The 14,389-nt window shown below is 59.5% G+C and carries 14 protein-coding genes; 11 read left to right on the top strand and 3 right to left on the bottom strand.

Going from position 1 to position 14,389, the window contains the following annotated elements; genetic code table 11:
- The 11 genes from LARV_RS06965 to LARV_RS06915 form a co-directional block, all read left to right on the top strand.
- Positions 1–1,154: sugar ABC transporter substrate-binding protein (locus tag LARV_RS06965; RefSeq protein ID WP_075072957.1), on the top strand; the 1,154-nt coding region annotated here is incomplete at its 5' end.
- A 65-nt stretch (positions 1,155–1,219) separates the two neighbouring features.
- Positions 1,220–2,155: a carbohydrate ABC transporter permease gene (locus LARV_RS06960; RefSeq protein WP_075072956.1), complete on the top strand. Its 936-nt coding sequence runs from the start codon at positions 1,220–1,222 to the stop codon at positions 2,153–2,155.
- The gene (locus LARV_RS06955; RefSeq protein WP_083522390.1) at positions 2,152–3,015 is read left to right on the top strand and encodes a sugar ABC transporter permease; all 864 of its coding nucleotides are present in this window, start codon (positions 2,152–2,154) and stop codon (positions 3,013–3,015) included. Before LARV_RS06960 ends, LARV_RS06955 begins: the two co-directional genes overlap by 4 nt.
- Positions 3,016–3,019: 4 nt before the next feature.
- Complete coding sequence (locus LARV_RS06950; protein WP_075072954.1) at positions 3,020–4,126, top strand: uroporphyrinogen decarboxylase family protein; 1,107 nt, start codon at positions 3,020–3,022, stop codon at positions 4,124–4,126.
- A 17-nt stretch (positions 4,127–4,143) separates the two neighbouring features.
- A complete protein-coding gene (locus tag LARV_RS06945) occupies positions 4,144–5,217 on the top strand; it encodes a uroporphyrinogen decarboxylase family protein (RefSeq protein WP_075072953.1) in 1,074 nt (357 codons plus the stop codon).
- Entirely contained in the window at positions 5,210–7,000 is a 1,791-nt protein-coding gene (locus LARV_RS06940) for a glycoside hydrolase family 13 protein (protein WP_075072952.1), read from the top strand. The genes LARV_RS06945 and LARV_RS06940 overlap by 8 nt, the downstream gene beginning before the upstream one ends.
- 3 nt (positions 7,001–7,003) lie before the next feature.
- Positions 7,004–8,071 carry an alpha/beta hydrolase-fold protein gene (locus LARV_RS06935; protein WP_075072951.1) on the top strand — a complete coding sequence of 356 codons (1,068 nt, stop codon included), beginning with the start codon at positions 7,004–7,006 and terminating at the stop codon, positions 8,069–8,071.
- Positions 8,068–8,712, top strand: a complete 645-nt coding sequence (locus tag LARV_RS06930; protein WP_075072950.1) for a cobalamin B12-binding domain-containing protein — start codon at positions 8,068–8,070, stop codon at positions 8,710–8,712. Before LARV_RS06935 ends, LARV_RS06930 begins: the two co-directional genes overlap by 4 nt.
- Positions 8,713–8,759: 47 nt before the next feature.
- A complete protein-coding gene (locus LARV_RS06925) occupies positions 8,760–9,704 on the top strand; it encodes a uroporphyrinogen decarboxylase family protein (RefSeq protein ID WP_172797804.1) in 945 nt (314 codons plus the stop codon).
- On the top strand, positions 9,704–10,453 hold the full coding sequence (locus LARV_RS06920) for a DUF1638 domain-containing protein (protein ID WP_075072948.1): 750 nt from the start codon (positions 9,704–9,706) through the stop codon (positions 10,451–10,453). The genes LARV_RS06925 and LARV_RS06920 overlap by 1 nt, the downstream gene beginning before the upstream one ends.
- Positions 10,426–12,246 carry an ASKHA domain-containing protein gene (locus LARV_RS06915; RefSeq protein WP_083522389.1) on the top strand — a complete coding sequence of 607 codons (1,821 nt, stop codon included), beginning with the start codon at positions 10,426–10,428 and terminating at the stop codon, positions 12,244–12,246. Before LARV_RS06920 ends, LARV_RS06915 begins: the two co-directional genes overlap by 28 nt.
- Before the next feature lie 114 nt (positions 12,247–12,360).
- Here LARV_RS06915 and LARV_RS20570 read toward each other — a convergent pair whose 3' ends face one another.
- The 3 genes from LARV_RS20570 to LARV_RS06900 form a co-directional block, all read right to left on the bottom strand.
- Positions 12,361–12,654, bottom strand: coding sequence for an SMI1/KNR4 family protein (locus LARV_RS20570; protein WP_075072946.1), 294 nt, complete (start codon positions 12,652–12,654; stop codon positions 12,361–12,363).
- 51 nt (positions 12,655–12,705) lie between these two features.
- The gene (locus tag LARV_RS06905; RefSeq protein WP_172797803.1) at positions 12,706–13,587 is read right to left on the bottom strand and encodes an SMI1/KNR4 family protein; all 882 of its coding nucleotides are present in this window, start codon (positions 13,585–13,587) and stop codon (positions 12,706–12,708) included.
- A gap of 79 nt (positions 13,588–13,666) precedes the next feature.
- The gene (locus LARV_RS06900; RefSeq protein WP_172797802.1) at positions 13,667–14,386 is read right to left on the bottom strand and encodes an Imm5 family immunity protein; all 720 of its coding nucleotides are present in this window, start codon (positions 14,384–14,386) and stop codon (positions 13,667–13,669) included.
- Positions 14,387–14,389: the final 3 nt, after the last annotated feature.

Below are 14,389 nucleotides of genomic sequence, written 5' to 3'. Positions count from 1 at the left end.
AAGAACCGGTCACGTTGAACGTCTGGATCATGGACCGGGTGGGCACCACGGCCATGGCAGAAGTGAAAACCATCATCGAGAAATGGGCTGCTGACACCGGCAACACCGTCATTGTGACCGAAGGCAACCAGTTCGAAATGATGAACAAAATTCCGGTCGCCATTCCCGCCGGCGAAGGTCCCGACCTGTTCATGACGGTCAACAACTACATCGGCGGTCATTATGCCGCCCAGCTCATCGTCCCGGTGGAAGATGCCCTCACGGCCGAAGAAAAGGCCAAATACACCCAGGGATCCATCGATTCATTCACCCTCGACGGCCACCTGCTGGGTGTTCCCATCGCCGCAGATGTCAATGCGCTGGTTTACAACAAAGATCTGGTGGCCACCCCGCCCGCGACCATGGATGAACTCGTCACCCTGTCCAAATCGCTGACCACCGGCGACCAGTACGGACTGCTGTATCAAATTGACAGCTTCTGGTACAGCTACCCCTTCTTCTCGGCCTACGGCGGTTATGTCTTCAAATGGACCGGCACCAGTCTGGATCCAACGGATATCGGCTTCGACAACGAAGGCGCCATCGAGGGCCTCAAGTACATCCGCTCGCTGGTCGAGACCGAAAAACTGATGCCCGGCGATGTGACCTGGGAAGTGATGAACAGCTACTTTACCGAAGGCAAGTCGGCCATGATCATCACCAACCCGGCCATGGTCCCCTCCTTCAAGGATGCCGGCATCAACCTCGGCGTGGCGCCGATCCCGACCGCGCCCAACGGCGTCGACCCGCGCCCGTTTGCCACCTACACCGGTTTCTCGGTGAGCGCGTATTCCAAGAACCAGGCCGAAGCGGCTACGCTGGCTGCCTACCTGGGCTCCAATCTGCCGCTGCCCATCTACAAAGCCAATCCGGGTAATATTCCGGTGCTGTCGGATATCCTCGCCGATCCGTCCCTCAAAGACGACGCGGAATTGGCCGGTTGGATGGCTCAACTGGACAAGAGCGACCCGCTGCCCAGCATCAACGAAATGAACTTCGTCTGGGCCCCCGCGACCACTGCCTTCCAATCCGTCGTTCAGGGCAAAGAGGCTGCCGACGTGGCGTTGAAAGCAGCTCAGGCCTTGATCATCCAAACCATCGCAGAAAACAAGTAAGCAATCCTCGTTGCCAGGCGCTGGGTGGTCGATCCATCCAGCGCCTGCGGGATGAAGGAGGCAAAATGGCGTTCTTCAAGACCCAAATTCGGAAAAGCAGACTGACGCCTTACCTGTATATCCTCCCGGGGATGCTCGCCATGTTCATGGCGGTGATTCTGCCCGGACTGTTCACCATTTATTACTCCTTCACCAATTACTCGCTCACCCACCTTTCGAATTGGCGCTTCATCGGCCTTGGAAATTTCGCCCGTATTCTGGTGGGCAGCGCGAAGGGCGAATTCCTCGGCGTTTTCACATGGACGTTTCTCTGGTCCGTCCTGTCCATCCTGCTCTCATTCGCCATCGGTCTTTTCCTGGCAATGCTTCTCAACAACCGCAACATTCGCGAACGCAATGTCTACCGCATGTTGTTGATCCTTCCCTGGGCGCTGCCGTCGACGATTACCATCCTCACCTGGAGAGGCCTTTTCAACTCCTCCTTCGGCCCCATCAACCGCATGATCGGTTCTTTCGGCCTGAATCCGGTCCCCTGGTTGATCGACCCCAACTGGGCGCGGGCCACCTGTTTGCTGGTCAATATCTGGCTCGCTTTTCCGTTCATGATGATCGCCTGCCTGGGAGCCCTGCAGGGCATCCCGGAGGAGTTATACGACGCGGGAAAGGTGGACGGCGCATCCTCCTGGCAGGCTTTCAGGCACATCACCTTTCCGCTGCTGCGCTCGGCCACCCTGCCGCTGTTGATCTCCGGTTTTGCCATGCAATTTGGAAATTTCGGGACCATCTTCCTGCTCACGGAAGGCGGCCCGTTCATTAAAACCTCCACGCTGGCGGGTTCCACCGATCTGCTGGCGACCTATATGTACAAAATGGCGTTTGGCTCGGCCAGTTTCGACTACGGTATGGCGGCTGCCAACGGCTTGCTGCTCTTCTTCATCGTGGGTGGGCTGACACTGCTCAACTCCAAACTGACCGGCGCTTTCAAAGAGGTGGATGCATGACGGCGAACTCCAGACCCCCGACCCGATCCATGCGTAAACTGAAAACCAGCCTGGTGACGAATATCAGCCGCCTGATCCTCATTCTGGCCTGCCTGTTGACCATTTTCCCGGTTTTGTGGATCATCACCGCCTCCCTCAACACCGGAGCCTCACTGTTTACTTCGTCCATCATCCCCAAATCGCTGACCTTCAAACATTATCTCGATCTGTTCGCCAACACGGATTTTCTCCTCTGGATCAAGAACAGCGTCATTGCCTGCGTTGGCGGCGGGTTGCTGGCCCTCTTCTTTACGATTACCCTGGCCTATGCTTTCTCGCGTTTCCGCTTCAAAGGCAGGCGGTACGGGCTGCTCGTTCTCATTCTGATCCAGATGCTCCCCGCCACGGCGACCATTGTGGCCATCTACAAAATCCTCCAGACCATCGGGCAGATCAATCACCTGACCGGGCTGATCCTGGTCTACGGAGGCACCACCATCCCCTTCAACGCCTGGCTGATGCGCGGTTATTTCGATACGATCCCACGCGACCTGGAAGAATCCGCCTATATCGACGGCGCAACCAGTTGGCAGGCCTTCACCCGGATTGCGCTGCCACTGGCCATGCCGATGGTGGCCGTCATCTTCATCTTCAACCTGATCACTTTCTATAACGATTACCTGCTCGCCAGCATCGTCATGAGCGGCAAACAAAATTACACCGTCGCCCTGGGCATGCGTTTCTTCAACCAGCCCTACGCCGCCAACTGGGCCATGTTCGCGGCCGCCTCGATCCTGGCCTGTCTGCCCATTTTGATCACCTTCTACAGTCTGCAACGTTTCCTGGTACAGGGGCTCACCTGGGGAGCGGTTAAAGGTTAATTCCATGCTTGATTCCTACCCTCACCTGGCGTCATTCACCCCGCGGCCGGATATCACCCGCTTTATCGATCACCTGCTCGGGCGTTCGCAGCTTCCTCACCCGCCGGCGGTCGAATTCATCGTGGACGAACCGGTCCTCAAGGCCGTGATCGTGAGCGTTTTGGGGCGCGAGTGGGTTTCTCCGGGGGCGGATCGCGAATCGCAGACCCGTTATCTCGATAACCTGATCGCCTTCTGGCACGGCATGGGGTACGCCATGCTGCGCTTCGAAGCCGCGCTGCCCTTTCCGGGTTCGTCACGGGTGACCGGAAACACCGTATCCGGTTCGAGCCGCGATCGCGCCTGGGCAGATGAAAGCGGCGGCCTGATCTCTTCGTGGGAGGATTTCGAAAAGTACGCCTTCCCACGGGTCGAAGAATTCGATTTCTTCCCCTTCGAATACTTGAGCCGGCATCTGCCCGAGGGGATGGGGTTGGCCTTGGCGCACGGCGGCGGCATTTTCGAACGCGTCTCGTGGATTTTTTCCATCGAAAAGTTATGCTACCTGCTCTTCGACCAGCCCGACCTGGTGCAGGCCGTGGTGACAAAAGTTGGCGAACTCCAGGCTGCCTTTTACCGCCAGCTCGTGGAAATCGACCGGTTGGCCGCCATCTTTCCCGGCGACGACATGGGGTTCCGTAGCGCCACCCTGCTTTCACCGGCCGCGCTGCGCCAGTATTTCCTTCCCTGGCATCAGCAGATCGCGGAAATGGCTCACGCCCACGGCGTCCCCTATTTTCTGCACTCCTGCGGTAATCTGGAGAAGATCATGCCCGATCTGATCGATACGGTCCGCCTGGACGCCAAGCATTCCTACGAAGACGCCATCCTTCCGGCGGAGCGCTTTCAGGAAAAATACGGCCATCGAATTGGCGTGCTGGGCGGCATGGACATCAACATCCTCTCCGCCGGCAGCCAGGCGGATGTGCGCGCGCGGGTGTGCCAGTTGATGGACACGTGCGGTCCGCGCGGCCGTTTTGCGATCGGCTCGGGCAACTCGATTCCCGATTACGTGCCGCTGCCGAATTACCTGGCCATGATGGATGAAATCATCGCCCTTTCAACGCGTTAGGTTTCATGGAGATGCAAATGTTCAAAGAAATCCATTATTACAAACCCAATCTGGAAGAAGTGGTGCAGCGTTTCAAATCGATGTACGCGGCGAAAGGGCCCGGCTACGTCGCCGTGTACGCACTGGCGCCAGCGCCGGGCGGCGAACCGGTCCCGCCGCTCAACAGCATCGACTTCGACCGGCACATGGAAGATTATCTCGATTTGTGCCTGCGCAATTACAGCCTCTCCCTCGAATACAACCGGGACGTGCTGGATGACCTGATCCCGACCTTCGGCCCGAACTTCGGCATCGGCGAGTACAGCGCCTTCATCAAGGGTGACGTGGTCTTCACCGAGGACACCTCCTGGGCGGCCCCGGTGCTCGAAAACCTCGCGGATTTCAAAGACCTCACCCTGATGGAAGACGCCTACTGGGTGCGCATGATGGAACGCGCCATGCGCCATCTCGTCAGGCAAACATCGGATGGGCCGATCCCGATCATCCGCGGCTACTATTCGCCGTTGGACCTGGCGCATGCCCTGCGGGGTGAAAAATTGTTCACCGATTTCATGGACTCGCCCGATCTGGTGCATGCCTTTCTGGATTTCTGCGCGGACGCCATCATCTGGCTGGCGAAACGCCTGCGCAGCATCACCGGCCTGTACTTCGGCGGCAATATCGCCGGCGCCTGGTTGATGCCGGGAACCATCTGCATGTCCGAAGACATCGCCTGCCTGGTCTCTCCGCGCACCTACGCCGAATTCGCGCGTCCCTGCACCCAGAAAGTGATCGACGCCTTCGGTTACGGGCAAATTCACACCCATTCGTTGGGCGTTCGCACCATCCCGGAAATCACCCGCCTCGACCATCTCCTGGGCGTGCAGATCTCCGACGATCCCAACGTACCGCGCGGGTTCGAGAAGCTGGATTTCCTGCTGCCGCGCTGCAATGGCATTCCGCTCACCGTGGGCTGCACCCCGGACGAGTTGAGGTCAAGCTATGCCCGGATCACGGCCGCCTACAACATTACCTATGCCGCCACCGTCGACGACGCCGCCGAAGGCAGGGACCTGGTGAGCTGGGTGCGGGGGATGGAAACGCATGGATGATTTCATCTTTGGCAGCATGGACACCGAAGCGCTGCGCGTGGAGCATCACCGCCGCTCCCATCTGCACATTTCCCATCTTTCCGGGCGCTCGCCGCGTGATCCGCTGCCCGGGCAGCCGGTGAATCTGACGGTCAGCGTCGGGGCCGCCGAGAGCGCGGCCGCGGCCTGGATTTACTTTACCAGCGACGGCTCCGACCCGGTTGGCAGCCTGGGCAAGGCGACCCACGGGCAGGTGGTGGGCATGCGCCGGGCCGGCGCCGAATGGGATGACATCACCTGGGGCTTCACCCACACCTGGAGCGGCGCCCTCCCCGGCCAGCAAGGCCAAACCATCGTCCGCTACCGCATTGGTGTTCAGATCGCCGATGGAACGGAGGTCTTTGCCGATGAGGGCGCCTATTACGCCTACTGCGTGGATACCTTCGCACCGCCGGATTGGTCGCGGGATGCGGTCATCTACCACATCCTGGTGGACCGCTTCGCGCGCGGTGGAGGCCGGCCTTGGAATGAGGTGGCCTCGATCGATGAAATCTACGGCGGCGACCTGTCCGGTATTCTCGAGCGGCTGGATTACCTCCAACAACTGGGCGTCAACACGCTCTACCTGAGCCCCATCTTTCCCTGCCCGAACCACCACCGCTACAACGCCACCGATTACTTCGGCATCGATCCCGTTGTGGGAACCCAGGCGGATTTCCGCCGGCTTCTGGATACACTTCACGCGCGCGGCATGCGTCTCATCCTGGACTTCGTCCCCAATCACTGGTCGGACCAGCACGCCACCTTCCAGAGCGCCATCTCGGATCCGAACAGTCCCTATCGCGACTGGTATACCTTCACCCACTATCCGGATGAATACGAGTGTTTTTTCAACGTCAGGTCCATGCCAAAAATCAACCTGCGCAACCCGGACGCACGCAAATACATGTGCGATGCAGCCGCGTACTGGTTGAATTTCGGCGTGGACGGCCTGCGCCTGGATTATTCGATCGGTCCCGCGCCAGATTTTTGGGCTGACTTTCGCCTGGCCACCCGCAAAGCCAACCCGGATTGCTGGGTATTCGGCGAGGTGGTCGACTCGCCAAACGCGCAAATCGTGTTTACCGGTTTGCTGGACGGCTGCCTGGATTTCTTGCTGTTGGAGGCCTTCCGCCAGACGTTTGCCACCCGCCAGTGGAACGCCGGCAAGTTCGCCGCCTTCCTGGCCGGTCATTTCAGCCAGTTCCCGCCCGAGTTCTCCCGTCCGGCTTTCCTGGACAATCACGATATGGACCGTTTCCTGTGGGCTGCCGGCGGGAACGCGGAAGCGCTCAAACTGGCGGCGCTGTGCCAGTTTACCCTGCCGGGCGCCCCGCTGATCTATTATGGCACCGAGGTCGGCCTATCGCAGGAACGCGCCACCCGCGACCGGCGCGGGGGGTTCGGCAAACTGGAAGAGGCTCGCCTGCCCATGCCGTGGGGAGCCGGTCAGAATGAGGACCTGCTGCAGTATTACCGGCAGTTGGCTGCGTTGCGGCAGCGTGAAAAAGCGCTCCGCCGCGGCGGCTGGGAATTGGAATCCTTCTCCACGAATGCCATCGCTTACCGGCGCTCGATCGGCGAAGACCGGCTGCTGATCGTTCTCAACCTTTCCCCGGAAAATTGTGATTTTCCAATTCCGCCGGAATTCGACCGCCTGATATTCACCACCCCAACAGGTCCGGCCGATATCCCCATCCCGGCCGGTTCGCTCCAACTTCACCCCTGTTCAGGCGCGGTGCTGCGTTGTGGAAGGCAGGCATGATCGATGAAAAAAGATGAGATGCGCAACCCCGACGCAGTCAATCCATCCCTGGAGGGCAGCCGCGCCACGTTCACCTGGGAAGGCGCTGCCGCGCCGGTCCTGATGGGTGATTTCAACAACTGGGAAATTGAAAGCGCCAGACCGCTTGAACCCGTGGGGAAAGGTCGCTGGCAGGTCAGCCTGGATTTCCCGGCCGACACCTACATGGAATACATCTTTATCCTGGACGGCCAGCGGGTCATGGATCCGAAGAACCCGCATAAGGTGAACAACGGCACCGGCTCGTGGAACAATTATTTCTATATGCCGGAGGCCGCGCCCTCGCCCTTCACCCGCCGACGGAGCCGCGCGGGCGAATTGATGCGCTTTCGCCTAGAAGACGAAATCCGGCTCTTGAATTTACGCCGCGAGGTCGTTTTGTACCAGCCGGCCGCTCCCGGGCCGTATCCGCTGCTGGTGGTCTATGACGGCACCGATTACCTGCACCGCGGCGCCATCACCCAGGTGGTGGACAACCTGGTGGCCGCCGGGCGCATCCGCCCCGTGGCGCTGGCGCTGGTAGCCAACGCCGGACCCGCCCGTTTTGTGGAATATGCCTGCAACGACAGTACGGTTTCGTTCATCACGAATAAAGTCGTCCCGCTGGCCCAGGAGCACATGCCGTTGATCGACGTTCAAACCCACCCCGGAGCGTACGGGATTCTGGGCGCTTCCATGGGCGGCCTGATGGCGCTCTACACCGGTCTGCGCAACCCGCGCATGTTTGGCTCCGTGCTATGCCAAGCAGGCGCCTTCTGCATGTTCGAGGAGGATTTTTCGATCTTCGATTTGATCGACCGGCCGGAAATTCCCCCCATCCGCGTCTGGATGGACGTGGGCCGCTTCGATTTTCTGTACGCGGACAATCTACGCATGTGGAATTTACTGCGCCAAAAGGGTTACGCAATCGATTACCACGAGACCCATACCGGCCATAACTACACCGCCTGGCGAAATGACATGCCTGCGGGCCTGGAATACCTTTACCCGCCGTTGAACCAGACTTTGATGAACACCTCGGAGGAAAAATGAATCCCATCATTTCCGCAATCTATGCCGGAGTTGTGCAGGGCAACGCGAAACAGGCCAGCGAGAAAACCAGCCTGGCAATTGGCGAAGGGTTGGATGCCGAAACGATCCTGAACGAAGGCCTGATCGCCGCCATGAAAGAAGTCGGCCGGCTGTTCGAAGAAGGCGAATATTTCGTTCCGGAAATGCTGGTCTCGGCCCGCGCCATGCAGTCCGGAATGGCCATCCTGCGCCCGGTTTTGATTGCCCAGGATATCCGGCCCGCCGGCAAGGTCGTCATCGGCACCGTCAAGGGCGACCTGCACGACATCGGCAAGAATCTGGTCAGTATGATGCTCGAAGGGGCCGGTTTCCAGATTATCGACCTCGGCACCGACGTCGCCCCGGAGAAATTTCTGGAGGCCATTCGCCAGAATCGGCCCGACATCGTGGGCATGTCGGCCCTGTTGACCACCACCATGCTCAATATGAGCAAGACCATCCAGGTCCTGAAAGACGGCGGCGTTCGGGACGGGATCAAGATCATCGTCGGCGGAGCCCCGGTGACGGAGAAGTATGCCGCCGAGATCGGCGCGGACGGCTTTTCACCGGATGCCAGCCAGGCCGCCTCCCTGGCCAGGCGCCTGATGGGACTGGCCGCATGAGTTCGCGCCTTTCCCGATTCATCAGGGAGTCACCCGCTCGAGTGGGCATGCCGATCGCGGTCTATCCCGGCACGCAGCTCACCGGCGCGAGCGTCATGGACCTGGTCACCAATCCGCGGGCGCAGGTGGATGCGATTTTGGCGCTGCATGAGCGCTTCCACACACCGGTTTTGCTGACCGCCATGGACCTGAGCGCCGAGGCGGAAGCCTTTGGGTGCTCCGTTCGCATGGAAGAGGGTGAAATACCGACCGTCACCGGCCGCCGCGCGACGACCGCCGAAGAAATCCGCGCGCTTCCCATTCCGCACCCCGGCGACCGGCGCACCGGCGTGCACCTCGAAGCCGCCGGCCGCCTGGTGCGGCTGACCAACGGATCGCCCGTGCTGGGCGAGCTGATCGGGCCTTTTTCGCTGGCCGGGCGCATCTTCGGGGTCAGCGAAAGCCTGGAATTATCCGCCGCCGAACCCGAGTTGCTGGAGGAACTGCTCGAAAAAACGACCGATTTCGTGTTGGAATATGCGTGCGCCTTCAAGCAGCAGGGCGTTCACGGCGTCATCCTGGCCGAGCCGGCGGCCGGTCTGCTTTCTCCGCGCGGCCTGGCGCGTTTCTCCTCGGCTCGGGTGCACCGGATCGTCGACGAACTTCAATCCGACGACTTCACCATCATCCTGCACAACTGCGGCGCCAGGCTGGTCCACCTGCCCCAAATCCTCGAATCCGGCGTCGCAGGCGTTCACTTCGGCGCGCCGATGGATATGCGGGCCGCCCTGAGCCAGGCCGGAGAAGAGGTGATCCTGTCGGGCAACCTGGATCCATCTGCGGTTTTCCGGAGCGGCACGCGCCAGGAGGTGGAAGCAAAAGCCCAGGAATTGTTGAGTTTCGCCCAGGGCCGGTGGAACTTCATCCCATCCTCCGGCTGCGACCTCCCGCTGGATACGCCGCTCGAAAACATGGATGCCTTTTTCGAAACCCTGAAAGGATTTGCGGCCTGATGCGCTTGCGATGTATCGCTTGCCAGGTGCTCACCCATCCGCTGCAGGCTGCCGTCGCATGCTCCCCGCACAGCGTCGACCTTGAATTTGTGCCGCTCGGGCAGCACGATTACCCCAAAAAGCTGCGCGAAGAACTCCAGGGCAGGATCGACGCCGTCGATGGCCGGGGCTATGACGCGGTGCTGTTGGGCTACGGACTGTGCGGGCAGGCGATGGACGGCCTGAAAGCGCGGTCCATCCCGTTGGTTATTCCGCGCGCGCACGACTGCATCACGCTCTATCTCGGCAGCCGCGAGCGGTATCAGCGGGAATTCGAGGACCACCCGGGCACCTACTGGTATACTCGCGACCAGTTGGAACACCGCACCGGTGAAGCAGCCGCTCTATCCATGGGCTCCGGTTCGGATGAGGAGCTCCGGAATGCGTATGCTTCCCATGTGCAGAAATTCGGCCGGGAAAACGCGGATTATCTCATGGAAGTGATGGGCGCCTGGCGGAAATCCTACCGGCGCGGGGTGTACCTGGAATTGAGTGAAGGTGATTCGGACGGCACAATTGCGCAGGCCGAGGCAGAGGCCTCCCGGCGCGGATGGACCTTCGAGCGCTACGCGACAGATCTGCGCCTGGCGCATGAACTGGTCAACGGCGGCTGGCTGCCGGCCGGGAACCGGGATTTTCTGTACGTTCCGGCCGGGGGCACCGTCCAGACGGCCTATAATGAATGCATCCTCGACACATGCCCGCGATAAATCCATCCCCTTCAGAAAATCAAATCCGGATCGATCTGGAACCGCTCGGCCTACGGATCGCCGTGGAGGCAGGCACAGCCTTGATCGAGGCAATCCGCCAGGCCGGTGTGGAGATCAACGCTGTGTGCAACGGAAACGGCACCTGCGGCGCCTGCCAGGTTCGCCTGATACAGGGTGCCCTTTCTCCGCTGACTTCCATCGAGACCGGACTGCTGACTCCGGGCGAGCAGACGGCTGGCATTCGCCTGGCCTGCCAGGCCCGCGCCCTGGATGACTGCCGGGTGGAAATCCCACCCGAAACCCTGGCAACCCGCCAGCGGCTTCAGGTGGAAGGGCTGCGCCTTCCATTTCGCGAGGATCCGCTCATCACGGCTCTGGATGTGACCCCTGCAGATGGCAATGCGCCTCTCAGTGAACGGCTTCGTTCCGCGCTGCGACACATGGATCGCGCGGAGGTGGATCCATCCACCGCCTGGATATCGGACGCGGATGGCTTGAAATTCCAGGACGGTGAGCCTGTGCGCCTGGCCCTGCGGCGCGGAGAAGGGCTTGCCATCCTGCCTGCCGGCGCGCCGTTGATCGGCGCGGCTGTGGACATGGGCACCACCAAACTGGCGGCCTATCTGGTGGACCTGACCAGTGGCGAAGTCCTGGCCCGGGGCGGCATCCTCAACCCCCAGATTGCTTACGGCGAGGATGTCATCAACCGCATCGCCTACACGCTCCTGCACCCGGGCGGGTTGGAGCTCCTGCAAACCCGGCTGATCGACGCCGTTCAGGGGCTGCTGGCCGATCTTTGCAGCCAGGCGGCAGTTTCGCCGCGCCAGATCCTGGATGTCGTGCTGGTTGGAAATACCGCCATCCATCACCTGGCAGCCGGGCTGCCGGTGGAGTCGCTGGGCACGGCCCCCTATCTTCCGGCGGTCACCGAGCCGCTCGAAATACCCGCGCGCCAGATCGGCCTGTCCATTGCGCCGAATGCGAATGGCTATTTCCCGCCCAACATCGCCGGTTTCGTCGGCGCGGACCACGTCGCCATGCTGCTTGCAGCGCGTGAGGTGACCTCCTCTTCCACAGTCCTGGCCATCGACATTGGCACCAACACCGAGGTCAGCCTGTTTCACGCCGGCCAGCATTACTGCTGCTCGTGCGCTTCCGGTCCGGCTTTTGAAGGCGCGCACATCCACCAGGGCATGCGGGCCGCGCCGGGCGCCATCGAGCGCGTGCGCCTGGAAGGCGATCGGGTTTGGGTTCAGACGGTCGGAAATGCGCCGGCCGTTGGAATTTGCGGTTCGGGCGTCCTGGATGCGGTGGCCGAACTGCGCCGCCAGGAGCGCATCGATTCCAGGGGCGTCTTTACCTCGAGTTCAGAAAAGGCGCGGCGGGCATTCATCCTGGTGCCGGCCGGCCAAAGCGGCAACCGCGCCGATATCGTGCTGACGCGCAAGGATATCAACGAGATTCAGCTTGCCAAAGGCGCCATCCGCTCGGGAATCGATATCCTGCTCGAAACCGCCGGCATCCCCGCCGACCGCGTCGACCAGATCATCATCGCCGGCGCTTTTGGCACTTATCTCAACCTGGAAAGTGCGCTCCGCATCGGCATGTTCCCGGCCCTACCCTTGCAGCGGTTTACCCAGGTCGGAAATGCGGCCGGCGCGGGCGCCTGTTTGTTGCTCGCATCCGCCAGCGCCCGCCAATCCGCCCGGGAAATCGCCTCGAAGGCGCACTATGTGGAATTAACCACCTACGCGGGCTACGTGGACCATTTCAGCCGGGCGTTGAGTTTGTAGGCGGCCGCACGCTTCATATAGTGAGTGTCAATTATAAGAATAAATAAATCTTTCTTCCTTTGGCAAATGAGACAATGGATAAAGCAAATCTAAACGCTTTCGACCCGTGTCGGGTTATTTTTGCAAGCCATCCAGTTCAGCCTGCATGAGTTCCCAGAACGAGCGATGCCGCAGGACGCCGGTCGGCCAGCCGTTGCTGATCTTCAGGAATTCACGATAAGATTCCAGCAGCCTCGTTTTCAGACGGCGTTCCGCCTGTGCAATCTGCCCCTCGCTGGCACCCCGGTAAACGATCCAAAGGTTTTGTTTATCGATCACTTCTTCGGGTAGATAACTGCGGTAGTCGCTGGTCACCAGGATGTGCCGGCTCCAGGATTGTAAGAGTTCAGGCCATTTATAATCAATCATTGACAGAAGAATCCCCCCCCATTTCGAAATATTTTTCCCTCACGGTGAAAATCAGAGCACTTTATGTTCCTTGAGGAACCACTGAATAATGCCCATCGTCCGGCGAGCGCCCTCCCCGGTCGCACTCAGGCGCATTTTTTCTAGAATCTTCGTTTCAGGTTCTTGCTTCATATCCAGAAATTTTTGGTGCCATCGATTTTCGAACTCACCCATCAGACTTACCAAGGCGTGCCGTACCTCTTCTGGATCACGAGTCTGCTCCTGAATCTGGCTTAACCGCTGCCAGCCACATTGTAGTTCATCCCGGATACCCACCTCATATTGCGCCAGCTCCCAAGATTCGCTGTTTGCAATTTTGGTTTGGGCCTCGATCTCCTTTTCGAATTCTGCAAGCAGCGACGATAAATCATTCCAAACGCTGTCCGGAGATTTCTGCGACCCAAAATTTGCATTATCTTCATCCACCAGGTCCTTGACTTTCCGATATTCTGCCTGCATCAACTCATCAAAAGAGCGGTAGCGCATGGCGCCGCCTTCAGCCTCGAAGCACCAGGCTTCCCACTCCCCATCCGCGGATTTCAAGCCCGGCATCAATAGATAGACGCCGATGTCCCTCTCATCGCTGATCTCAAGCCCGCCTTCCAACAAGCGAAGATCGAAACCCATTATCTCCCTGAACACTGAAGGATCATCACTTCCGAAACCCAGCTTCCAACCCTCCAGCCAGTCCCTTTTTCTGGCTGAAACCCATTCGATTTCTTCAATGGGTAAAATCCGCCCTACGTAAGGGCCGCCGGTCGGCCAGCCGTTGCTGACCTTCAGAAATTCGCGATAGGATTCTGGCAGCCTTGTTTTCAGGCGCGCTTCCGCCTGCGCAATCTGCTCCTCGCCGGCGCCCGAGTAACCAATCCATTGATTTTTTTGATCGATCACTTCAGCAGGAAGAACATTCCGGTCATAGCCGGTCGCCAGGATGTGCCGGCTCCAGGATTGTAAAAGATCGGTCCATTGATCAGCAATCATCGTTGGCCTCCATGCAATTCCATGCGGCTGTTATTGCATCCTTAAGCCACCAACGCCAAAACTCAAGGAGTTTTTGGGGATCAGATTTGAGTTGGTCCGAATCATAAGCATGTGCCACGGCAGCTGCCGCTGCTGTATCTCCCAGCCACTCGGCCAATTTCTCATCCGGCAGTTGATCGAATGGTATGGGTTGTCCGCCCTGATCCGGTGAATCGCTCGCCCGGATCCAGGATATCCTCATGAATGGATCCACGCCGGCGGCCTCCGCCAACGCGCGATGCGCAGCCGTGCCTGCCAGATAGGCATTCCATGTCACTTCGGTTTCCTCGTGCCCCCACAACCGTCCGGAGATTTCGTGCCCTTCTGCAGCTTCGCGGATTGCCTCCTCCACGGAAAATTTTCCACGCAAAGTTGCTTCGGCCATCTCAATCAACTTCCGGGGATGGTTTTCATCGGGAAGAGCTTGCTCGAAAATGGATAACACATGGCGCGCGGTGATCACCGCCAACCAACCCCGAGCACGGGCGGCCTGGTGATCCGTCCTGGGGCCAAAGGCCTCATAGATCTCCTGCCTCTTTTGAGCCGAGAAGTTATGATGTGGATCGCTTTGGATATTCATCAACAAAAAATTGATCAGAGATTCTAGGTTTTCTGGTATTTGCATACCCACCTTTCGATTGTCAATGGATCCGATAAGGAAATAAGTCATCAA

It is taken from the genome of Longilinea arvoryzae (assembly GCF_001050235.1).
GTDB classification, from domain to species: Bacteria; Chloroflexota; Anaerolineae; order Anaerolineales; family Anaerolineaceae; genus Longilinea; species Longilinea arvoryzae.
Note: the sequence above shows the minus strand (reverse complement) of the source record. Positions and strands in the feature narration are given on the sequence as shown.